At 57.5% G+C, this 20,559-nt stretch carries 17 protein-coding genes and 2 pseudogenes; 9 read left to right on the forward strand and 10 right to left on the reverse strand.

What is annotated here, in order from left to right:
- Window positions 1-47: 47 nt before the first annotated feature.
- Window positions 48-986, forward strand: coding sequence for an AraC family transcriptional regulator (locus HBJ55_RS06140; RefSeq protein ID WP_167112077.1), 939 nt, complete (start codon window positions 48-50; stop codon window positions 984-986).
- 13 nt (window positions 987-999) lie between these two features.
- On the opposite strand, the gene HBJ55_RS06145 is transcribed toward HBJ55_RS06140, so the two are convergent.
- Window positions 1,000-1,521 (reverse strand): helix-turn-helix transcriptional regulator, encoded by a 522-nt coding sequence (locus HBJ55_RS06145; RefSeq protein WP_167112079.1) that lies wholly within the window; start codon window positions 1,519-1,521, stop codon window positions 1,000-1,002.
- A gap of 207 nt (window positions 1,522-1,728) precedes the next feature.
- Between HBJ55_RS06145 and HBJ55_RS06150 the strand changes: the two genes are divergently transcribed.
- From HBJ55_RS06150 to HBJ55_RS06165, 4 genes are all read left to right on the forward strand, one after another.
- Window positions 1,729-2,307, forward strand: coding sequence for a tetratricopeptide repeat protein (locus HBJ55_RS06150; protein ID WP_167112082.1), 579 nt, complete (start codon window positions 1,729-1,731; stop codon window positions 2,305-2,307).
- A gap of 58 nt (window positions 2,308-2,365) precedes the next feature.
- Window positions 2,366-2,731: a hypothetical protein gene (locus tag HBJ55_RS06155; RefSeq protein WP_167112084.1), complete on the forward strand. Its 366-nt coding sequence runs from the start codon at window positions 2,366-2,368 to the stop codon at window positions 2,729-2,731.
- On the forward strand, window positions 2,732-2,908 hold the full coding sequence (locus tag HBJ55_RS06160) for a DUF1289 domain-containing protein (protein WP_167112086.1): 177 nt from the start codon (window positions 2,732-2,734) through the stop codon (window positions 2,906-2,908).
- 94 nt (window positions 2,909-3,002) lie between these two features.
- Window positions 3,003-3,536: an HD domain-containing protein gene (locus HBJ55_RS06165; protein WP_240935995.1), complete on the forward strand. Its 534-nt coding sequence runs from the start codon at window positions 3,003-3,005 to the stop codon at window positions 3,534-3,536.
- A gap of 252 nt (window positions 3,537-3,788) precedes the next feature.
- Here HBJ55_RS06165 and HBJ55_RS06170 read toward each other — a convergent pair whose 3' ends face one another.
- A complete protein-coding gene (locus tag HBJ55_RS06170; protein ID WP_167112090.1) occupies window positions 3,789-4,598 on the reverse strand; it encodes a TSUP family transporter in 810 nt (269 codons plus the stop codon).
- A gap of 107 nt (window positions 4,599-4,705) precedes the next feature.
- Here HBJ55_RS06170 and HBJ55_RS06175 point away from each other — a divergent pair, with 107 nt between their 5' ends.
- The 4 genes from HBJ55_RS06175 (at window position 4,706) to HBJ55_RS06190 (ending at window position 8,835) form a co-directional block, all read left to right on the forward strand.
- Window positions 4,706-5,563 (forward strand): AraC family transcriptional regulator, encoded by an 858-nt coding sequence (locus tag HBJ55_RS06175; protein ID WP_167112092.1) that lies wholly within the window; start codon window positions 4,706-4,708, stop codon window positions 5,561-5,563.
- 351 nt (window positions 5,564-5,914) lie between these two features.
- Complete coding sequence (locus tag HBJ55_RS06180; RefSeq protein ID WP_167112094.1) at window positions 5,915-7,156, forward strand: NAD(P)/FAD-dependent oxidoreductase; 1,242 nt, start codon at window positions 5,915-5,917, stop codon at window positions 7,154-7,156.
- Between the two features lie 229 nt (window positions 7,157-7,385).
- A complete protein-coding gene (locus HBJ55_RS06185; RefSeq protein WP_167112096.1) occupies window positions 7,386-8,210 on the forward strand; it encodes a PAAR domain-containing protein in 825 nt (274 codons plus the stop codon).
- A 1-nt stretch (window position 8,211) separates the two neighbouring features.
- The gene (locus HBJ55_RS06190) at window positions 8,212-8,835 is read left to right on the forward strand and encodes a hypothetical protein (protein ID WP_167112098.1); all 624 of its coding nucleotides are present in this window, start codon (window positions 8,212-8,214) and stop codon (window positions 8,833-8,835) included.
- Window positions 8,836-8,887: 52 nt separating this feature from the next.
- Here HBJ55_RS06190 and HBJ55_RS06195 read toward each other — a convergent pair whose 3' ends face one another.
- From HBJ55_RS06195 to guaB, 8 genes and pseudogenes are all read right to left on the reverse strand, one after another.
- Window positions 8,888-10,288: a hypothetical protein gene (locus tag HBJ55_RS06195; RefSeq protein ID WP_206022260.1), complete on the reverse strand. Its 1,401-nt coding sequence runs from the start codon at window positions 10,286-10,288 to the stop codon at window positions 8,888-8,890.
- A 460-nt stretch (window positions 10,289-10,748) separates the two neighbouring features.
- Window positions 10,749-12,701, reverse strand: a complete 1,953-nt coding sequence (locus HBJ55_RS06200) for an NACHT domain-containing protein (protein ID WP_167112100.1) — start codon at window positions 12,699-12,701, stop codon at window positions 10,749-10,751.
- Between the two features lie 532 nt (window positions 12,702-13,233).
- Window positions 13,234-13,776 (reverse strand): annotated as a pseudogene (locus HBJ55_RS06205) (GMP synthase (glutamine-hydrolyzing)); the annotation flags it as partial.
- A 231-nt stretch (window positions 13,777-14,007) separates the two neighbouring features.
- Complete coding sequence (locus HBJ55_RS06210; protein WP_167112103.1) at window positions 14,008-15,030, reverse strand: RES family NAD+ phosphorylase; 1,023 nt, start codon at window positions 15,028-15,030, stop codon at window positions 14,008-14,010.
- A gap of 5 nt (window positions 15,031-15,035) precedes the next feature.
- A pseudogene (locus tag HBJ55_RS06215) lies at window positions 15,036-15,971 on the reverse strand (sce7725 family protein).
- Between the two features lie 7 nt (window positions 15,972-15,978).
- Window positions 15,979-16,869, reverse strand: a complete 891-nt coding sequence (locus HBJ55_RS06220; protein ID WP_167112105.1) for a sce7726 family protein — start codon at window positions 16,867-16,869, stop codon at window positions 15,979-15,981.
- A gap of 393 nt (window positions 16,870-17,262) precedes the next feature.
- On the reverse strand, window positions 17,263-18,837 hold the full coding sequence (guaA, locus tag HBJ55_RS06225; RefSeq protein ID WP_167112107.1) for a glutamine-hydrolyzing GMP synthase: 1,575 nt from the start codon (window positions 18,835-18,837) through the stop codon (window positions 17,263-17,265).
- A 180-nt stretch (window positions 18,838-19,017) separates the two neighbouring features.
- A complete protein-coding gene (gene guaB / locus HBJ55_RS06230; protein WP_167112109.1) occupies window positions 19,018-20,487 on the reverse strand; it encodes an IMP dehydrogenase in 1,470 nt (489 codons plus the stop codon).
- Window positions 20,488-20,559 lie beyond the last annotated feature (72 nt).

Below are 20,559 nucleotides of genomic sequence, written 5' to 3' on the forward strand. Positions count from 1 at the left end.
CACCCCGGCCGCCATGCTACGTTCCAACGGAAACGCAGGAGGGAACCATGGAATCGCTCAAACAGGCCGTGCGGGCTTATACCCGCCGCCACGCCAACCGCCGCGGCATGGCGCTGACGCCGGTGCCGAGGCTGCGCATGATGTGTCTCGAAGCGCCCTCCGGCGACCTGCATTCGGTTTACAAGCCGCTGGTGTGCCTGGTGCTGCAGGGAGCGAAGCGCTTGACCGTGGGGAGGGAGGAGCGGGTCTTCTCGGCCGGCCAGTCCGTCCTGGTGAGTGCCGACATGCCGGTGATCGGGCGGGTCGTGCAAGCGAGTCGCTTTGAGCCCTATCTGGCGATCGCGGTCGAACTGGACATGGCAATTCTCCGTGAGCTCACCGCCCACCTCGGTAGCCCCCGCCCGCAGCGCCCCTCCGAGTTACCGACGCTATTCGCCGTGGACACCGAAGCCGCACTGCTCGACTGTGCAGCACGACTGATGCAACTGCTGGACCGCCCCGAAGCGGCGCCGCTGCTGAGCCCGGGCATCATGCGGGAGCTGCACTACTGGCTGCTGTCGGGGCCTCACAGCACCGTCTTGCGTACACTCGCGGATCCAGACAGCCACGCAGGCCGCCTCGCCGCCGCCATTGCGATCCTCCGGGCCGAGTACCGGACGCGCGTATCCGTGGAGCGACTGGCGGCGGAAGCCGGCATGAGCCTCAGCTCGTTCCACAAGCACTTCAAGCACATGACCTCGCTGACGCCGGGGCAGTACCAGAAACGGCTGCGCCTGGTCGAAGCACGCCGGCTGACGCTCGACGAAGGCTACTCGGCGACCAGCGCCGCCTTCGAGGTGGGCTACGAGAGCGTCTCGCAGTTCACCCGCGAGTATGGCCGCCTGTTCCAGGCGCCGCCGAAGCGCGACGCGCTGAGTGCGCGCAAGCCCGCCAAGGTCGCCGCTCCCTCCAATAGCGCTGCCGTCGGCATCGGCTCGCCAGCGTGATAGCGCCTGGTCATCAGGCCAGCGCCTCGAAGCGCTGGAGCTCCTCCGCAGGCAAACGACGGGTCTCACGAGCGACGTTGGCCTGCATGCTGACCCGGGCCACCTCGCGCAGGGCCTCATCGACGGCCTTGTGCTGGTGGGTACGGAACCACTCCAGCACCTCGGCCAAGTGCCAGAGTGCGGCGCGCCCCTCGTGCAGCGGCAGCGGAAAGGTCGCCAGGTGAGACTGCAGCAGCTTGCGCATATTCTGGCGGCTGAACGCAAACAGCTCCGCGATATCCGTCACCCCTACCAAGTCGGGGCCGGCTTCGATCAGACGCGCCTCTGGTACGGCACGCTTCACATCCGCCATGGCGCTGATGATCGCCTCATGAGCCGAGACCGCTTCACGTGAAAACTCCAGAGCCAGACGGCCTTTCTGCCCCAGCCCGACCAGCGCATCGTCACAGCCTTCCTCAAAGAGACGGGTTTCCAGCGTCTCCATGTCGAGCGCATCAGGGACGGCGAATTTGAGAGTGAAGTCGTAGTGGGTCATGGTTTGTCGTCCTCCCTGGGAGGTGTATCACTATAGGTTGTCAGATGACAACCTTATGCCGACCTGACAAAACGATGACAGCCACGACTGGCGTAAGAAATCGCTGAAACTCTTGTAAGCCATATCTCAACCCCTCGCTCATTCATGACCTGTCGCTTCAGGCGAACAATAATGAATTTCAACATGGAGAATGGCCGAGGGATTGGGATGAGCTCACCGAAGTCTGGAAGATATGTATTTGTCACTCTGCTGCTTGCCGCTTGCTCACCGGCCAGCGGCGAACCGCCGGCGCACTATCTGGAGCGCGCCGGTGCTGCGCTGATGGAAGCCAGTGGGGGTACGCAGCGGCTCGAAAACGCGCTGGCGATCTATGACGAGGGGCTGGAGCGCCACCCCGACAACACCGAACTGCGCGGTCACCGCGCCAGCCTGCTTGCCAGTCTGGGCCGTTACGAAGAAGCCAAGCGCGACCTGGATGAACTTCACGAAGGGGGATTGCACAAGGAGGGAATGCTGCTGCGCTGCATGGTGCATGAGCGCCTGGAGGGAGCCACGGACGATGCCCTGGCGTGCTATGCCAAGGTGGAGGCTGCCTATGTCATGGCCGGCGAGCCAGTCGGCCACCCGGACGCCAACCATATCCTGGCGGCGCGCCTGGCCGGCTCGCCCGAAGCCGAGGCGCTGCTGCTGGAATGGCAGGCTAGTGAGGAAGCCGGGCAGAACCCGATGTTGGCAGAGATGCTGGAGATGGAGCGCGAAGCGTTGATCCGGGTTTTTTTGCCGTAAGCTGCACGATATGCAGTGCCGAGCGTTACCGTGGCAGGCCAAACCTATTGGAGAGTGAATGATTGCCAAGAAAGTACGCGGCAAGATGGAGCGCCGGCTGAGCGCTGCGTTGACCCACGCCTGCGAGCAGGCCAAGCCCCTGCTGCCCGGCTTTAGCTGGCTGACCCACGAGGTCGATTACCAGCGCTTTCCCGAGACCCTGGTGGTCACCTGGGTGTTCGATACCCACCCCAACCTGACGAATGCCCTCAAGGGCGATGCCCGGCGCTGCATCAATGAGCTGACCGCCGAGGCACTGGCCGAGGCCGGCCTCGATGTCGGCGACATCTCGCGGCATCTCGATTTCGACAGCGAAGAAGCGTGCCAGCGGGAGCACGGCGGCGACTGGCAGCGCCGGCTGCGCACCAAGGCAGCGAGGCATTGAATGGCGAAGAAGATCGAAAGCCCGTGCGTCTCGATATGCCAACTGAAAGGCGATCTCTGCATCGGCTGCGGCCGCACGATGGAAGAGATACGCCACTGGAAAGCGATGAAGCGGCCGGAAAAGATGAAAACGGTGAAGCGCGCCGATGAGCGCCTGAAGAAACTCCCCCGGGATTGAGGCAGGTGAAAGTCGAGCGGAAGAAGGTGAAGCGAAGAGCGTTACGGAGAGAGTTACGGAAAGAGTTACAGAGAGAGCGACCAGGATGGACGACATGATCGAACGGGCCGCGCTGTTCAGCCGGGCCGCCCATCAAGCCGTGGGGCAGCGGCGCAAGTACAGCGGCGAGCCCTACTGGCAGCACCCGGCGACCGTCGCAGAGATGGTGTCGGCCGTGGAGGCGGCGACAGCGGAAATGATCGCCGCCGCCCACCTGCACGACGTGCTCGAGGATACCGCGGTGACGGCGCTGGACATCGAGGCGTGCTTCGGCGAGCGGGTGGCCGTCCTGGTCCTGGAGCTGACGGATCAATTCGTCGATCCCGAAATCGGCAATCGCGCTCACCGCAAGGCGCTGGAACGCGACAGGCTGGCTCAGGTCTCCCCCGAGGCGCAGACCATCAAGTACGCCGACCTGATCGACAACACCGGCAGCATCGTCGCGCGGGCCCCCGGCTTCGCCCGGGTCTACCTGGCCGAGAAACGCCAATTGCTGGAAGTGATGACAGCGGGAGACGAGGCGCTGAGGCGCCAGGCATGGAGCGTATTGATGGAAGGCGAGGCGAAGATACGCGGTGGGGCGCGATAAACAACGCAGCCGCCCGAGCCCCACCGTTACCGTGCCAGTGTGACGTTGAAAAAGTTACCGAGCGGTAACCCCTACTGCAAGTCGAGCCTTGCTTACCTTGATAATTACCGAGCGGTAATCACGCAAGTTCTCATTGCGATCAACGCCCCCCCGCCCCTGGCCAGCACCTACAGCGGCCTCGGTTATGAACTGATTACGCTGCCACTGACCAGCCTCAGCGAGCGCCCATCCTGCGTGAAGCCCCGTATCGATTCAGTGTATGACGACCATCACCGCCAGCACCACCATTAGCAATACCAGATACCCCCCGGCATGGATGCGATCGGGAATGCGCCCAATCCATAGCGACGCCAGACGGATACCGAGCCATGAGCCTACCGCCAGCGTCAGCAAGGCGCGCAGATCCACGTACCCCGCATGCCAGGCGCCCAGAGCAGTATTGCTGGCCGACAGCAACACATAAGTCACGGTGCCACTTACCGCCATCGGCAACGACAACGGACTGGCCATCGCCGTGGCCGCGGTCATGTTGGCCCCTCTGCGACGCATCAGCGGTACGGTCATCACGCTCCCGCCAACACCCAGCAAGGCGGCAATTGTGCCGATGAACGTGCCTGTCATCGCCGTCAGCAAGCGGCCCATGGGACGCACATCGCCACTCGCCTGATGCAGGAAACCGGGCCGCAGGATGGCATCCGCAATAGTGAGCCCCAGATAGCCAATGAACACCCAGCGCACCCAGTCCCCATTCAATGACACTGCCGCCGCCGCGCCGAGCACGGCACCGATGGCGATATAGCCGACCAGCGGCCGCACCAAATGCCATTGCACGGTCCGTAGCCGATGGTGACGCCATGTCGATAGGGAAGCGGCAAAGATCATCAGCGCGGTCGAGGTGGCCACCGCGATATGCATGGCCGCAAGACCGGCCGCGCTATCCGAATCATGAACGGAAATCAGCAAGGTATACATCAAGGGAACAACGACGAAACCGCCACCGAAGCCGAACAGCACGGTGGTGACTCCGGCCACCCCGCCGCAGAGGAACAATACGCTATACACCGGAACTCTCCTGTGGGAACTCGACGACAGGAACGATATTCCGATAAGACCTGGCCGACTTTCGCCAGCTGGACAATAATCGTTGTGTTTCGGCCAGGCTGACGACAATGCTCAATACCCCTCTGTCAGATGTGGATCATGTGGCGCGCCCAATCGTGGCCATCGGCACCGACTACAGCCCCGGTACATTGCTCGATTTTCATACCCACCGCCGGGCTCAGTTTCTCTATGGCATGACGGGCTTGATGGAAGTCGATACCGACGACGGAACCTGGATGGTGCCTCCCTACAGCGGTGTCTGGCTGCCAGCGGGCAAACGTCACCGGGTGCGCATGAACGGCGTCAGCACCCGCAGCCTGTATATCGAGCCTCTCGTGGCTCCACGTCCTTCCCGCAGCTGTGAGGTGCTAGTGGTGACGCCACTCCTGCATCACCTGCTGCTGGCCTCCGCCAATATACCCGCGCTGTATGACGAGAACGGTCGCGATGGTGCTCTTGCCCAGCTCCTGCTGTACGAACTGCAACTGGCTCCGGCGCTGCCGCTTTATGCTCCTCTGCCCCGGGATCCCCAGTTGGCCAGCCTGTGCCGAGGCTTTCTCGGTCAGCCCCACATCCACAGCCTTCCCGAGAATTGGGCCCGACAACTGCATCGCAGCCAGCGCACTTTCAATCGTCTGTTCCGTCAGCAGACCGGACTGTCCTTCGCGGTATGGCGCCAACAGGCCTGCTTGATGGCCGCCCTTCCCAGACTGCTGTCCGGAAGTTCCGTTACTCGAACCGCAATGGAACTCGGCTACGACAGCCCGGGCGCCTTCTCCAGCATGTTTCGCAAAGTACTTGGTCAATCCCCTACCACTTTTGTTCGCACCGCTACCCGCCAAGGGGAGGAGCTACTCAAACACGGTGCGCAGACTGAAGCGCAGCCGCGCCATCACCAAGCTCACAACGCGCCAAAGACGCCTTGACTAGCGACTCTGGATCCTCTCATCCGGTTCAGTTGGATGGCTGTTGCGAATAGATCAACGCCACCGCGTTGAGCCCCCATCACAACGCCCAGGTCCAGACCATGGCGGCCCTCAGTGCAGCACCTACACTATCGGTAATGGCGCAAGCAGGCCCAACAGCCAGCTACAAACAAAAACCCCACTCATCCCCGCGAACACGGACAAATATTCTGCCACGAAATCCAGTTATGGTGTCTTTATCTTAATTTTCAGCAGGTAGCCGATTTTCTGGGAAGTGCTGATAAACTCCGCGCAATGACAGGCTCTGCCCCGCGGCGGAGCTTTCCATTTTCCATCGGCAGGGAGACCTTCATGGCCCGCAAAATCATCGTTCTTGGTGCCGGCATGGTCGGCGTATCCGTGGCCTGGCACCTGGTGCGTCGCGGCCATGACGTCACGCTGGTGGACCGCCGCGAACCGGGTCTCGAGACCTCCTTCGGCAATGCCGGCATCATCCAGCGCGAGGCAGTGCGCCCCTACGCCTTCCCCCGCGATATCGGCACCCTGCTGCGGGTGGTGCCCAACCGCCAGGTGGACATCCGCTACCGCCCCACCGGCATGCTGAGCGCGGCGGGCCCGCTGCTGGACTACTGGCTGAACTCGAGCGGTAAGCGCTACGAGCGCATCGTTACCGAATGGGCGTCGCTGATCATGCGCTGCCAGGATGCCCACGCCCCGATGATCGAGGCCGCCGGCGCCGAGGCGCTGGTGCGCCAGGGCGGCTGGCTGGAGCTTTACCGCACCCAAAAGGAGTTGGAGGAGCGCCAGAAAGAAGCCCAGGAAAACCACGAGCGCTTCGGGGTTACGTATGAGGTGCTGGACGCCGAGGCGCTCTACGCCAAGGAGCCGCATCTGGGCAAGGGGCTGATCGGGGCGATCCACTGGACGCAGCCCTGGATGGTCTCGGACCCGGGCGGCCTGGTGCAGGCCTACGCCCGCAGCTTTGCCGAACAGGGCGGCCATGTGATGAAGGCCAGCGTCGAGGACGTGCTCCAGGTCGATGGCGGTTGGCAGGTCAAGACCAGCGAGGGAACCCTGGAGGCAGAGGAAGTGGTGGTGGCCCTGGGCCCCTGGGCCGGTGAAATGCTGGCGAGACAAGGCATGAAAGTGCCGCTGTTCGTGAAGCGCGGCTACCACATGCACTACTCCGCCGAAGGGGAAGCCAAGCTCAACCACTGGGTGATGGACGCCGAGAAGGGCTTCCTGCTCGAACCCATGCGCGCCGGCATTCGCCTGACCACCGGCGCCGAGCTGGCCGACCTGGAATCGCCGCCCCAGTACAAGCAGCTGGCCGCCGCCGAGAAGGTGGCACGCAAGCTGTTCCCGCTGGGCAAGCGGCGTGACAGCCAGCCCTGGAAAGGCGCCCGCCCCTGCCTGCCCGACATGAAGCCGGTGATCGGCCCCGCCCCCGACAAGGAAGGGCTGTGGCTCGCCTTCGGCCACGGCCACCAGGGCTTCACCCTGGGCCCCGCCACCGGCGAACTGCTCGCCCAGATGATGGATGGCGAAGCGCCCGCGGTGGATATGGCACCGTTCCGCGTCGATCGCTTCTGAATGCAAGACCATAACGAAAGCGGGCGCCCTTGAGGCGCCCGCTTTATATAAAAATAGGACTCGGCGTAGCGATACCTACCACTCCCCTTCCCCTACCGTTAGCTCTGTAAGACATCGCTGACATCGCCGTAAGCGATTTCTTAAAGTCCCGCCAAGCTGTAGCCAACGCAGCGAAGCGGAGGATAATCGATAACCGCACCATGGCATGGGGACACAAGGAAGGAACCCAATGGATCTTGCGAAGGTTGGCGACAAAGTAGTCTGTTCCTGCAAGGGTGGGCCGCATCGCATCGTTTCCGGTGCAAGCACGGCCAAGGTAGATGGCATTCCCATTGCCAGAGTCGGTGACAAGAGTTCCTGTGGAGCCAGCATCACCGCTGGGGTGGCCTGGTATCCAATCGAGGGCTCTGCCGCAGCCATACATGGCAGCGCCACGTCATGTGGTGGTTACGTCGAAGCGGCTTCCACCACAGTCACCGGCTCACCCACCAGCGCGAGCATGTCGGCAGCAGGCCCAATGGCTCATCCAACTTCTCTTAGGATGACCGGTCATCAAGATGACTCGTTCAAGGCCTCGTTTGCCGAAAACTCCCCAGCAGCTGAATACGAGTATGTAGCCACCGAAACTGAAGCGATCATGAATCAGCCAGCCTACCTCTTCGTCGAAGGTGTTGGCAGCAATGGCGGCTATATCTTCCGGGTCAATGTCACGATTAGAGATCACACGCTTCACCTATCGGCACGTGGTGGAGCAGTCGCAGCACTGATCCCGGGGGGCGGTAAAGCTATTCTAGGCATGCGTGCGGAGCTCATGGATGGCGACCAGTTACTGGAATCGGCAGTGCTTCAGAATGACGGAATCAATGCTTGGCCGGATGAACCTCAGTATAGACCGGTAGGCCACGCCACCTTTTCCTTGCCCGAACCACGGCCTGGCAAGGCGCTTTCTCTTTACCTCCAAGGCACCTTCCAGTACCAGACCAGCGCTGGATCAGCAGCACCGGTACCACCCAGCACAAGCAAGACGATTTCCATTCAGGTGATTGAGAAATAGTATGCTGCGAAAAAAAATCTTTGTCCTAGCGCTGACCCTTCTTCTCACGGCCTGCCAGGAAGGTAGAGGCAATGATATCGCCAACGATTCTATCGAACTTCAGAGGCAAGCCAACGAACAAACTTCTCTTGGCATAGCGGAAAGAAACAATGAGAGACTAGAAAGAGCAAAAGCCCTTATCGAGCAATCGCTCGAGGCCGATCCCGAGAATCACTTCGCGCTGATAAATAGAGCCCAAATTGCCATCTATCAAGAAAATTACGAGCTTGCTCTAAGCACGGTGGAGCAAGCTTATGATATCGCACCGAGCAACGACTCTCTCCCCCTTTTTCGCTGCATGCTGATAGAAGAAGTCGAGAGCAATGAAAGCGCGAGGGAGTGCTACTCAGCAGTCGAGGAAAGTTACGCCGAGCGGCACGATGCAGATGGAGAAATCCCTGCCAACTGGGTGAGCGCGGCTATCCTTGCCGACAGCCGCGCCGCCCCAGAACTGGCCGGAGCATATCTTGAGCAGGAAAAGGCCAAGGGCAAGATGGAAGCAGAGATTGCCGAGATGACAATCGAGAGATTCCAGGATGGAAGCTATGTGGACCAAGTGTTGATGCGCTATCACACCGAAAAGTAAGAGGCCCGTTTAAGGGCCCCTACAAACAGCCAGGTCAGCAATGTCACATTCCTCAGGCCTGGCCTGTACCGATTTTGGTCAAGTGAGAGGCGGATAGCGACATCTCAGCGACAGCAAGCTCAACCGACTCATCCGCTTCGTCTTCTACCTGCTCCGCGGGATCGCGCCGATGAAGCTTCGGCGGTGGTGCTACCCAGGCCCTGAGCCGCTGGCCAACTTGCTGATAGAAATGCGGTACGGCTTTCTCCAGCTCTTCAATAAATATCTTGTTTCCGGCGAATCGGTGCCCGAGGTCTGCCATATAGAAGATTTCGAAAGCGCTGGGCACAACATCGGTAGCGGCAGATTCCAAAGAAATTGCGTCTTCCAGCACTCGCGCTAACGTCTCTTGGGTCTCTTCTGCGCGCCCTGGCCGCAGCGCCTTGACGAACATGTTCTCCGTTTCCGCACGAGTTAGCTGCTTCGCCAACCAGTTCACCCTAGCTGAGCTCCGCTTCTTGTCCTGAGGGGCGGCCAGGCGCATGGAGCAGACGATGGTTCGCTTGGTGAGGTCTGCGGTGACGTTGAGATCCGCAGCAGCATCAGGCACCTCAAGGCAGCAATTGAGTACCTTCTGCTTGGCCAGCAGGTCACAATCTTCCTTGAGACGTACAACCGGATCGGTGCGATGCGCTCTCGGAAGCTTCAGCTTCACGGGCCTGCCTAGCTGACGGCTCATCACCAGACACAGGTCGCGCTGCTCCTGGTGCCAGCTCGACACCGTGTTCTCCACCTCCTCCGTATTCTTGCCCAGCACAGCCCCACTCTTTACCTTGCCGACGACCTCTTTCCATTCCCGATTCATGCTATCGAACCGCGTAATCCCATTGGAATCGTGGCTCAAGTAACGCAGCACTTCCTCCAGCAGAAAGCGTTGGTCTGGTGAGGCAATCTCGCCAGACTCCAGCAAGAGCGTGGCTTGTGTGACTGCGTACATCCAGGACCAGTGGTACAGCTCGATGCCCTTCAGCATCGACTTGGGCACCTTCACCGGGTGATGGGAAGGCATGGCCACGAACTGGTTGGTGATAGTGATGACCGCATCAACCTTGTGTCTCTTGGCCTGCAGCAGGTACTGCTTCAACTGCTCTTCTCCCACCTCGGCGTTACCGATCTTGGCCTCGATCAGAGCCGTCCATGTCTTGCGGCCCGATTTCAGCACAAGCAAGCCATCCGGTCGATCACTCTTGATCGCATCTAGCTCGGCCTCCAGAACGATCTCCGTCCAAGCCCCCAATGCCGCGCGACTGCCCACACGCACACCCAGCGATGCCAGCATCTGCTGACGAAACTCGTGCACGCCCCTCAGGGCGGCCAGCAAGACAGAAGCAGCTCGCTGCTCACGACTGGTATCGGCAACAACAGGTATGAGCCGGGCCACATCAGCCCGCTTGACGAAATCGGGACGCTCCATGATCTATCTCCTGCGTATTGTCATTGTTTTTTCGGAGCCGCTGCGGCACAGCACCTCTCTAGGAGCTGCTGTCATACCAAACACTCGGTCAGCTAAGCTCTTAGTGTGACAACGCTCCTCTCACATTCAGCGTAGCCGCACTCATCAAGAATCACCATTTAGGCTAATCAGCCGTATCTAGGGGGCACCCAAGTCGTTCTGAGCACAGCTGAACCTTGATGACTACTGGCCACCTACAACACGAAATGGCACAGCAGGGCCGCAACATAGAAAGGGGCGTCGCCCTATGCCGACTTCAAGAAAGGACTCCCCAAAGCGACGAAGAAGGAATCTGGGAAAACGGCAGAAAACACTGCTTAACTATAAGGAGCCCACGGGGGCATGTGTCAGGTGAATACTGTCACTGTACATATAGAGAGCCCACGGGGGCATGTTTCAGTTGAATAACATCACTGTACAGTCAGACCAAACCTTCCAGAAGACTATCTATTCCATCACTTTCATCTTCCTTAATTAATTCAATTTCTTTTTCAACAGATGATTTATCAAGCGCAGCTTCTGACACAAACCACAAAATCGAATTAACCAAAGAGAAATTTGCAGAATTATTTATAGCATTTTTGGGATCATCATTTACCAAGTAAGCCCTACCAGTCTTCAAAGATGAATTATCAGCATCCTTCACCTTCTCAAAATGCTTTTTACTTCCTTTAACAAAAATCTCAGGTGCCTTTTTATGCACAATTTCCATAATCAGTTTCTCCCGGCCTGACGCAACGCAGCAGTGGATAGGCCGTGAAGTAATATGAAGCATGATCTCTGAAAACTTATTCCCCTTCTTTTCAATCAAAGCCTTTGCATCTTTGGAGACAACTTCATCACCAAGCCAACCGAACCGCGCCCCGTCCTTCTCCAATATGCGAAACGCCATATTAAAAGAAAATGTGAGCGATATTCTTTCCTCGATCTCTGACTTTTTTATTCGAGAATTGGTTATGTTATTATAGCAAGCACCATGATATTCTATATAAGCCTCAAGCATATTTTTAACAACAGAAGATCTGAAAGAACTATAATCTATATCGGCACATAACTCGAAAATATTTGCATAGCTTGTCCACCGACTCCCTTTATAAAAAGACATCAGAATTTTTTGCTGCTGCAGCTTTGCATCATTACATATAAACATTGATGCAAAGTACTCCATGAGAGATTTATGAGACCATCTTATGCTAGTCCCCTCCTTAACAAAAAGAGGAACTGTTGAGGTTAAATCTTTCACGAAGCTTGGTGCGCTGGCACTAACACCACTTACTTTACTAAGCAAATCACCAACAACAATTTCAAGCTCATCTCTTTGAAACTCAATCTTCCCATTATTTTTTAAACACCAAAAACCTAGCCGCCTCAAAATTGCATGGAACTCAGCTGAGTCTAGCTTAGAGTGCTTTTGCCTCACATATCCGACCTCCTTACTTAAATCATGCGACTCAAAAAGCGCATCATAGACTTGAGAATAGAACAAATGTCTTTTTTGTGGAATAACGGTTTTATGTCGATAGGAGCAAAAAAGAAGGGAAACGTAGAGCGGAGTAGAAAGAAATTCCCTAATCCCGGAGCCTTGGCTTCTCTTAACCCCTTCAATCAACTTATTAGACACCTCTCCAGATGGATCATATCTTTCTATCAAAGAATATGCTTCTTCGACTACAAGCGGACGAATAGAGTAATGCTTAAATCCGTAAAATTCCGCCAAAAAAGTCTCTTGCCTAGATGTAATTAATATCTTAGACTCGCTAACTTTCTCTACAAACCCTTTTAAGTACCCAACTAATTCTTTTTTTATGTCGTGGGAAATCTCATCCATCCCATCAAACACATACAATAATGGCAATTCTCTGAGCAGCTCAACTTTGTCTTTTGCAATCACTCCAAGATATTCAGCCACCTGTTCTTCGATAGGCCTATTCTCTAGCTTTCTCATCTCTATAAATACTGGAATATACTCTCCTTTATTAATTATATTCAAAACCAACCTTTTCGATATAGTTGATTTTCCCATTCCTGCGGTATCATTAATCAGCACGTGGTCATGGCAATCACAAATATCCAAATCTTCGTCAACTACTAACTCCCCTCCCTCACTCCCATCAGTCAAAGTTAAAGGTATATACAATTCATTTAAGCTCTTTGGCTCATTCTGAAATGCAATTGTGTTTAATGTGGAGCACTGACCAGCAAGCTTGGCTATATACTTAACCGATTTTTTTTCAAACTTCTTGATGGCAGCTTTGTTTTCGAAAAGCGAAGCTATCTTACCTTCAGTTAAAGGCAGCAGCTTATCTCTAACCAAACGCTGGGCAATCGGAGTGGCCAGCTTGACTGCATTATCAAATAATATCGTTCCCAACATTACCAATCCTATGTTCTAAAAGCTACTCTCAGCGCAAAGGCCATTCCGCAGCCGCATGGCCTACCTGTTGGTGGAAATGAAGAACAATCTTTTCCAATTCCTCGCTAAAAAGCTAGTTGGTTTGAGGGGGTATCCAGCCCTTCCGCATTCCCAAGACATTCGTGAGACTTGCGGTCGCCCTAAACGAAAGGCCTTTATGAACAAGTGCCCGGCTCCGCCTTGACCCCAAGATTTTCGATGATTTTCCAGGCACCAATCGCACAGAATAGTCGGAACTAAGACCCAACCCTTCCACAGATGAATGGCTGCTTTGGTTAAAGGGATCAAACACGCTACCGCCCGGGGATGACATCCTTTCCCTGCGACAGTCCTGTCTGCGTTGTACCTACCTGTTCTATCGGCAGTCGTCTCAGCGACCTTAGACCGAGTTAACCCATCTCTGTAACAAATTGCAAAGAAAAAGGGCTTACCAAATGGTAAGCCCTTGATCTCGGTCAGCCTAGCTGTGTCAGGCGTTCTGCCTAGGCGCGCCTCACTCCCATTCAATCGTCGCGGGCGGCTTGCTGCTGACGTCGTACGTCACGCGGGAGACGCCACGGATCTCGTTGATGATGCGGTTGGAGATCTTTTCAAGCAAGTCGTATGGGAGATGCGCCCACCTTGCGGTCATGAAGTCGATGGTTTCCACGGCGCGCAGGGCGATGACCCATTCGTAGCGGCGGCCGTCGCCGACCACGCCGACGGACTTGACCGGCAGGAACACGGCGAAGGCCTGGCTGGTCTTGTGGTACCAGTCGGCGTTGTGCAGCTCCTCGATGAAGATGGCATCGGCTTCGCGCAGGATGTCGGCGTACTCCTTCTTCACTTCGCCAAGGATGCGCACACCCAGGCCCGGCCCCGGGAAGGGGTGGCGGTACACCATGTCGTAGGGCAGGCCGAGTTCAAGGCCGAGCTTGCGCACTTCGTCCTTGAACAGTTCGCGCAGCGGTTCGACCAGCTGCAGCTTCATGGTCTCGGGCAGGCCGCCGACGTTGTGGTGCGACTTGATCACGTGGGCCTTGCCGGTTTTGCTGGCAATGTGTGGAAAAAAGATTTGGCTATCATACTGTGGTGGCAATGATGCAGATGGCCACTATCTATGGCCGCTATGTGCATAATGCCAGTGCTGTATTATCGCCACATTGATACGGCCGAACTTCTCCAGCGTGATGCGGAACCAATGAGCCACGTCTTGCGGCTCGTCTACGCCGCCGTAGATAGCGATCGCCGGACCTGAAGGCTGGTCCGCAGTTATATATGTGGTTACTTAGGCAGCACCCACTGCGACCGACACCTTGGTAACATTGTAGGGCGTAACATTCCCACCGACCGCCTGTTCGGGATTGAACAGAGCGAGATTGATACCGTCGCTGACTGAACTACGATAGACCACTCCGTCGAACCCGCTCTTCTTAATGAACTCACACAAATACTGGCTCGGAATATAGTCAATCGCCGCCCCCGACGGCTGAACTGGTCGAGTCAATTCTTCACCTAAGCGTTCGAGGAACGGCAAGTCGGCGCGCAGCTGACCAATTGCGCTCGACTCTGACAGGATGAAGGGCGAAACGAGCTTGCGCGGATTGCGCAAGTCCACGGCCTTAATATCAGGGATCGTGAACTCGGCGACGCAAGCGACCTCGCCGGTATGAGGTCTGATCTCTGCCACAGCAGTTTCAGGAAGCGACCCCAGATAAAGGTATGGGATTCCAGCCGGGTTGGCTCGGCCATGTGATGAGCGTCGTTTCGGCGGTGCACCCATCTTCTCTATCGGGAAGACCTCGTCTTCAGCGCGGAGGCGCGCACGATACCATTGCCGGGGTAAATGCAACGACAACAGCATACCGAATAGCTCGTCAAGTCGGTCTAGATCAATGGCAACGTCGAGAAACCAACGGTTGGCATACATCATTTCGTCGCGCAGCTTGTCCCACTGTGCGAGACCCTCGCTGATATAGCTTGGAGACGGTGCAAAGCTTCTTCGGACGATGTCACCGTCATCCAAAATCTCGCCGAGCAATTCCTTAGCGTGGGCAATGTCCATGCGCCTGTGACTAAAGAGCTGCCAATCATCCTTCATCCATTCGACTAGAGACTTTCCGTCCTCACTCGGCTCATAAATATTAACTAGGAGCTCGAAATAATTGGCGAGATTACCCGGTTCAACGAGATGAGTATTAGCGGTCCCGCAGAAATCACACGTCCCGTGGCTAGGACCGAGAGATGGGAAGAGCTGATCGCGCAAGCTGCGATCATCGAAACACTCGGGGCAACAGAATCGCTGTGCCATGGGGCTCAACCCAGATAGTGGGCAAGCGTCTCGATGTGATGCTTCATCGAGAGCTTTTTAACGTAGCCAAGGCCCGGAAAATGGCCCTTAGCATGAAGGGCGCGAAACTCCTCTATCGCCTTGGTTTCGAGAATATGAGAGGTACCGCTATTCAGTTTAATGACCAGCTTCTCCAACGCCTGAGCAAACTTTCCGGCAGGGTCGGTTGGAGTGTCATTTGTATTCTAGACGAAATGATAGATGTACATTACATTGTCTTTGTCAGGATCAATGAAGGTCAGATGGATCGCGACGGCATAAGCCGGACCTCCGCTCTCGCTGTAGACATCGCCTGCAATAAGAAAGTCGCCAAAGCCTCTCATTCCGAGATCATCATAAGTGACATGAAGTTCGGAAAACTCCTCTATCGGCGGATAATCGGCATTGCGCTGTCGCTTGAAGCCGTCGCGCACGAGAATGCGCCTGCTATGTTCGAAGTGCTTCCGGTAAAGCAGCTTTGCATGATCTTCGATAAAGATATTAGTGAGGCCGGGCATGTCATTCTCCAGCGCGGCCGCCAGCTCCTTGGGCGCAGTAAAGCCCGCATGGACTAAAATAGGATGATGATTGATATGTTGGCCATAGCAGGAAATTACTTCATCGGAACTCATGTCGTTGCGCAACAAAATTCCGGCAGCGATATTACTAACGTTGCTAAATTCTTCTTGGAGTAGACCAGTAATGCTCGCCCCGTCTTCCTTATGGTCACCGTGATAAGGATTTACGATAACAATAGCGCGCCCACCGGCGTCGCATACTGCGCTCAAAGTTTTTTTGAGGCTACCAAGTGACTCACGTACTGGCTCAATCACAGGCACAAAGCCCTTTTCTGCAAGCAATATTGACATCTCTCGGATAGTGATGAGCTCGAATTGTTTTCCGCGGAAATAGGGATAATACATGCGTCGGTCAGCTCCAAGTCATGGCTGTGTGCAGCGGAGTCTCAATGGCGTCGATCAATTTCTGATGATCAGAACGGCGCACCGATATTGAAAGCGCCGCAGCTTGCAAAGACTTGGGCAAACGATTGACGAAGTCACCAAGCGGCGCAAGATTGCGCGTCCGCTTGAGCGTCCGCACCATTTCTACATGTAGCGCCACCGGGTCTAGCGTAGCGAAAAGGTCACGCATCACCGCATGTCTTTGCGTGTTGGGAACCTCCGGCACTATCACGCCCATTGCCTGCAAGATTGCGATGCCTTCGGCCATGCGCAACGAATCAAAGACGGTCACCGAACAAATTCGCGCCGAGCACTCTAATGCTTCGCGCACAGTTGTGATCCGATAGCGCTTTGAAAGGCACATTACCCCAACATCTTCCGGGACCGTTTTCATCACGCCTTCGATATGGCCCTCGCTCGCGATCACATTCACCTTGGCGAAAACGCGCTTGTAGTCCTCGACCTGGTTGGCGAGCCGCGCAAGCGAATCCCGCTCCGACTTGATTTCATATACGGTAGCAGTGCCATTCAAGATAACAAGATCAGCCTTACTACTACCAGCACGAAACTCATTGAGCATCGAGGCTGTGCGGAGCGAATGCGTTCCCATCAATACTTTCTGGCTGATTGCCGCTCGATAGATATATTCGTCACGCTGCCCCGCGACCTTCAAAATGTCGAATGCGGAGTCGAAGGTGTCACCGACAGTCGCATTCGGGCCGGCATGCTTGGTCAGATCCGTCTGCTCTAAAAGCCGACGGTATATGCCGGATCGGCCTTTCTTCGCCATTTCACGGAAAACGGCGGCAGAGAACAGCCGGGTCAGAGCAGACAGTTGCGATGCGCTGTAGATCTTCATGCTCCCCACTTTACCGCCCATGATTTCGCTTAGACTGTTCGGATTATGGACAATGGCCTTCAGAAAAAAGTACGTACCATCTGCAGCGTCCTTCGGTTTTGCTCCAACTTCCGAGCTGACCTCTCTCTTACCGCTAACGGCTCTTCAGAAGTACATCCTACGCCCCAGCTCGAATGAGCGCATCACACTACTGATCTAAACGTTGGTCTTTGGTCGGTACGCACGGTATCAGCTATTACCCATGCATCATGACTTGATCATACCACCTCAGATGCCACGCTCAAGCGGTCCTTGGAGCTGACAAAAAATTTCAAGACAGCACTAAAAAAAGAAAAAAGCCCATAAAATATGGGCTTAAACGTTTCCATTGCCAGCTAACCCCTTACGCGTGCTTCACTCCCACTCAATCGTTGCGGGTGGCTTGCTGCTGACGTCATACGTCACGCGTGATACGCCGCGAATCTCGTTGATGATGCGGTTGGAGACTTTCTCCAGCAGCTCGTACGGGAGATGTGCCCAGCGTGCGGTCATGAAGTCGATGGTTTCCACGGCGCGCAGGGCGATGACCCATTCGTAGCGGCGGCCGTCGCCGACCACGCCGACGGACTTGACCGGCAGGAACACGGCGAAGGCTTGGCTGGTCTTGTGGTACCAGTCGGCGTTGTGCAGTTCCTCGATGAAGATGGCGTCGGCTTCGCGCAGGATGTCGGCGTACTCCTTCTTCACTTCGCCGAGAATGCGCACGCCCAGGCCCGGCCCCGGGAAGGGGTGGCGGTACACCATGTCGTAGGGCAGGCCGAGTTCCAGGCCGAGCTTGCGCACTTCGTCCTTGAACAGTTCGCGCAGCGGTTCCACGAGCTGCAGCTTCATGGTTTCGGGCAGGCCGCCGACGTTGTGGTGCGACTTGATCACATGGGCCTTGCCGGTCTTGCTGGCGGCGGATTCGATCACGTCGGGGTAGATGGTGCCCTGGGCCAGGAAGTCGACGCCTTCGATCTTGCTGGCCTCTTCGTCGAACACGTCGATGAAGGTGTTGCCGATGATCTTGCGCTTGGCTTCCGGGTCGTTCTCGCCTTCCAGCTTGCCGAGGAACAGTTCTTCGGCGTCCACACGGATCACCTTCACGCCCATGTGGCGGGCGAAGGTTTCCATCACCTGGTCGCCTTCGTTCTTGCGCAACAGGCCGTTGTCGACGAACACGCAGGTGAGCTGGTCTCCGATGGCCTTGTGCAGCAGCGCCGCGACTACCGAGGAATCCACACCGCCGGAGAGGCCGAGCAGCACGTGGCGGTCGCCGACCTGGTCGCGCACGCGGGCGATCTGGTCCTCGATGATGCGCGCCGGGGTCCACAGCTTCTCGGCGCCACAGATGCCGACGACGAAGTGCTCGAGGATGCGCATGCCTTGCAGGGTGTGGGTCACCTCGGGGTGGAACTGCACGGCGTAGAAGCGCTTCTCCGGCCAGGTCATGGCGGCCACGGGGCAGCTCGGGGTGGAGGCGGTGACGGTGAAGGGCTCGGGCGCGCGGGCCACCTTGTCGCCGTGGCTCATCCACACGTCGAGCAGCGCCTTGCCGTCATGGTCGACGTGATCCTTGATGTCGCGGAACAGCTCGTCGCTGCCGTCGACCTTGACCTGGGCGTAGCCAAACTCCTGCTTGTTGGAGCCTTCCACTTCGCCGCCGAGCTGCACCGCCATGGTCTGCATGCCGTAGCAGATGCCCAGTACCGGCAGGCCCATCTCGAACACGCACTGGGGCGCGCGGGGCGAGCCGGCCGCCACGGTGGATTCCGGGCCGCCGGAGAGGATGATGCCGTTGGGCTGATACTCGCGGATCTCCTCCTCGGTGATGTCGAAGGCGCGCACTTCGGAGTACACGCCGATCTCGCGCACGCGGCGGGCGATCAGCTGGGTGTACTGGGAGCCGAAGTCGAGGATGAGGATCTTGTGGGCGTGAATGTCTTGCATTGAAAAGGCCACCGCCGTTGTGGACTCAAGCGCCGCGGCTTGGGTCAATGTCTCTTAGAATGAGAGGGAAGTAGAAAGTAGGAAGAGATAAGAGGGAAGAAAGAAGAAACATCTTCTCCCTTCCTTCTCTTATCTTCTATCTTCCGTCTTACTTCCTATCTCTACCCTCTCGAGCGGGTCTTAGCCCGCGCGATAGTTGGGCGCTTCTTTCGTGATCTGCACGTCATGCACGTGCGATTCGGCGAAGCCGGCGCCGGTGATCTGCACGAACTCCGGCTTGGTGCGCATCTCCAAGATGTTGGTGCAGCCGGTGTAGCCCATGGAGGCGCGCAGGCCGCCCATCAGCTGATGGACGATGGCGCTCATCACGCCCTTGTAGGGTACGCGGCCTTCGATGCCTTCCGGCACCAGCTTCTCGGCGCCGGCGTCCTTGTCCTGGAAGTAGCGATCGGCGCTGCCCTGGCTCTGGGCCATGGCGCCCATCGAGCCCATGCCGCGGTAGGCCTTGTAGGTACGGCCCTGGAACAGCTCGACCTCGCCCGGGGCTTCCTCGGTGCCGGCCAGCAGGCCGCCCACCATTACCGAGCTGGCGCCGGCGGCGATGGCCTTAGCCAGGTCGCCGGAGAAGCGCACGCCGCCGTCGGCGATCAGCGGGATGTCGTACTCCTTGAGCGCCTCGGCGACGTTGGAAACGGCCGTGATCTGCGGCACGCCGACGCCTGCCACCACGCGGGTGGTGCAGATGGAGCCGGGGCCGATGCCCACCTTGACACCATCGGCGCCGGCTTCGGCCAGTGCGCGGGCGGCGGCGGCGGTGGCGATGTTGCCGCCGATCACCTGGATCTGCGGGAAGTGCTCCTTGACCCAGGCCACGCGGTCGATCACGCCCTTGGAGTGGCCGTGGGCGGTGTCGACGATGATCACGTCGACGCCGGCTTCGGCCAGGGCGGCCACGCGGTCCGGCGTTTCCGGCCCGGTGCCCACGGCGGCGCCGACCAGCAGGCGGCCGTCGGCATCCTTGGCGGCGTTGGGGAAGGTGCGTGCCTTCTCGATGTCCTTGAAGGTGACCAGGCCGCGCAGGTGGAAGGCGTCGTTGACCACCAGCATCTTCTCGACCCGGTGCTCCTGCATCCTGGACTTGATCACGTCGAGTTCGGTGCCCTCGGCCACGGTCACCAGGCGGTCACGCGGGGTCATGATGTCTGCCACGCGGTCGCCCTGGTTGGGCTGGAAGCGCATGTCGCGCTCGGTCACGATCCCCACCAGGGTCTCGCCCTCCACCACCGGGAAGCCGGAGAAGCCGTACTCCTGGGCCATCGTCAGCAGGTCCTCGAGCTTGGCCTTGGGCCCCACCGTTACCGGGTCCTTGACGATCACGCTCTCGTGCTTCTTGACCTTGCGCACCTCGGCCGCCTGGGCGGTGATGCTCATGTTCTTGTGGATGATGCCGATGCCGCCTTCCTGGGCCATGGCGATGGCCAGGCGCGCTTCGGTCACGGTATCCATGGCGGCGGAGACGAGGGGGATGTTGAGGTAGAGGTCGCGGGACAGGCGGGTCCGCAGGCTGACGTCCTTGGGCAGGACCTCCGAGTAGCCGGGTACGAGTAATACGTCGTCGAACGTAAGAGCTTCTTGGGCCATACGTAACATAATCGGCAACACCCAGTGCTGGTGGGGGGAGTGGGGAAAGTAATCGACCATTATAGCGTCCGGGCCAAGGCA

The organism is Billgrantia bachuensis (genome assembly GCF_011742165.1).
GTDB lineage: Bacteria > Pseudomonadota > Gammaproteobacteria > Pseudomonadales > Halomonadaceae > Halomonas > Halomonas bachuensis.

Coding starts and splice junctions, on each gene's coding strand:
- HBJ55_RS06175 (WP_167112092.1), top strand. CDS start 4,706: ATGCTCAATACCCCTCTGTCAGATGTGGATCATGTGGCGCGCCCAATC.
- HBJ55_RS06200 (WP_167112100.1), bottom strand. CDS start 12,701: ATGTTGGGAACGATATTATTTGATAATGCAGTCAAGCTGGCCACTCCG.
- HBJ55_RS06150 (WP_167112082.1), top strand. CDS start 1,729: ATGAGCTCACCGAAGTCTGGAAGATATGTATTTGTCACTCTGCTGCTT.
- HBJ55_RS06185 (WP_167112096.1), top strand. CDS start 7,386: ATGGATCTTGCGAAGGTTGGCGACAAAGTAGTCTGTTCCTGCAAGGGT.
- HBJ55_RS06195 (WP_206022260.1), bottom strand. CDS start 10,288: ATGGAGCGTCCCGATTTCGTCAAGCGGGCTGATGTGGCCCGGCTCATA.
- HBJ55_RS06160 (WP_167112086.1), top strand. CDS start 2,732: ATGGCGAAGAAGATCGAAAGCCCGTGCGTCTCGATATGCCAACTGAAA.
- guaB (WP_167112109.1), bottom strand. CDS start 20,487: ATGTTACGTATGGCCCAAGAAGCTCTTACGTTCGACGACGTATTACTC.
- guaA (WP_167112107.1), bottom strand. CDS start 18,837: ATGCAAGACATTCACGCCCACAAGATCCTCATCCTCGACTTCGGCTCC.
- HBJ55_RS06180 (WP_167112094.1), top strand. CDS start 5,915: ATGGCCCGCAAAATCATCGTTCTTGGTGCCGGCATGGTCGGCGTATCC.
- HBJ55_RS06140 (WP_167112077.1), top strand. CDS start 48: ATGGAATCGCTCAAACAGGCCGTGCGGGCTTATACCCGCCGCCACGCC.
- HBJ55_RS06145 (WP_167112079.1), bottom strand. CDS start 1,521: ATGACCCACTACGACTTCACTCTCAAATTCGCCGTCCCTGATGCGCTC.
- HBJ55_RS06220 (WP_167112105.1), bottom strand. CDS start 16,869: ATGAAGATCTACAGCGCATCGCAACTGTCTGCTCTGACCCGGCTGTTC.
- HBJ55_RS06190 (WP_167112098.1), top strand. CDS start 8,212: ATGCTGCGAAAAAAAATCTTTGTCCTAGCGCTGACCCTTCTTCTCACG.
- HBJ55_RS06210 (WP_167112103.1), bottom strand. CDS start 15,030: ATGGCACAGCGATTCTGTTGCCCCGAGTGTTTCGATGATCGCAGCTTG.
- HBJ55_RS06155 (WP_167112084.1), top strand. CDS start 2,366: ATGATTGCCAAGAAAGTACGCGGCAAGATGGAGCGCCGGCTGAGCGCT.
- HBJ55_RS06165 (WP_240935995.1), top strand. CDS start 3,003: ATGATCGAACGGGCCGCGCTGTTCAGCCGGGCCGCCCATCAAGCCGTG.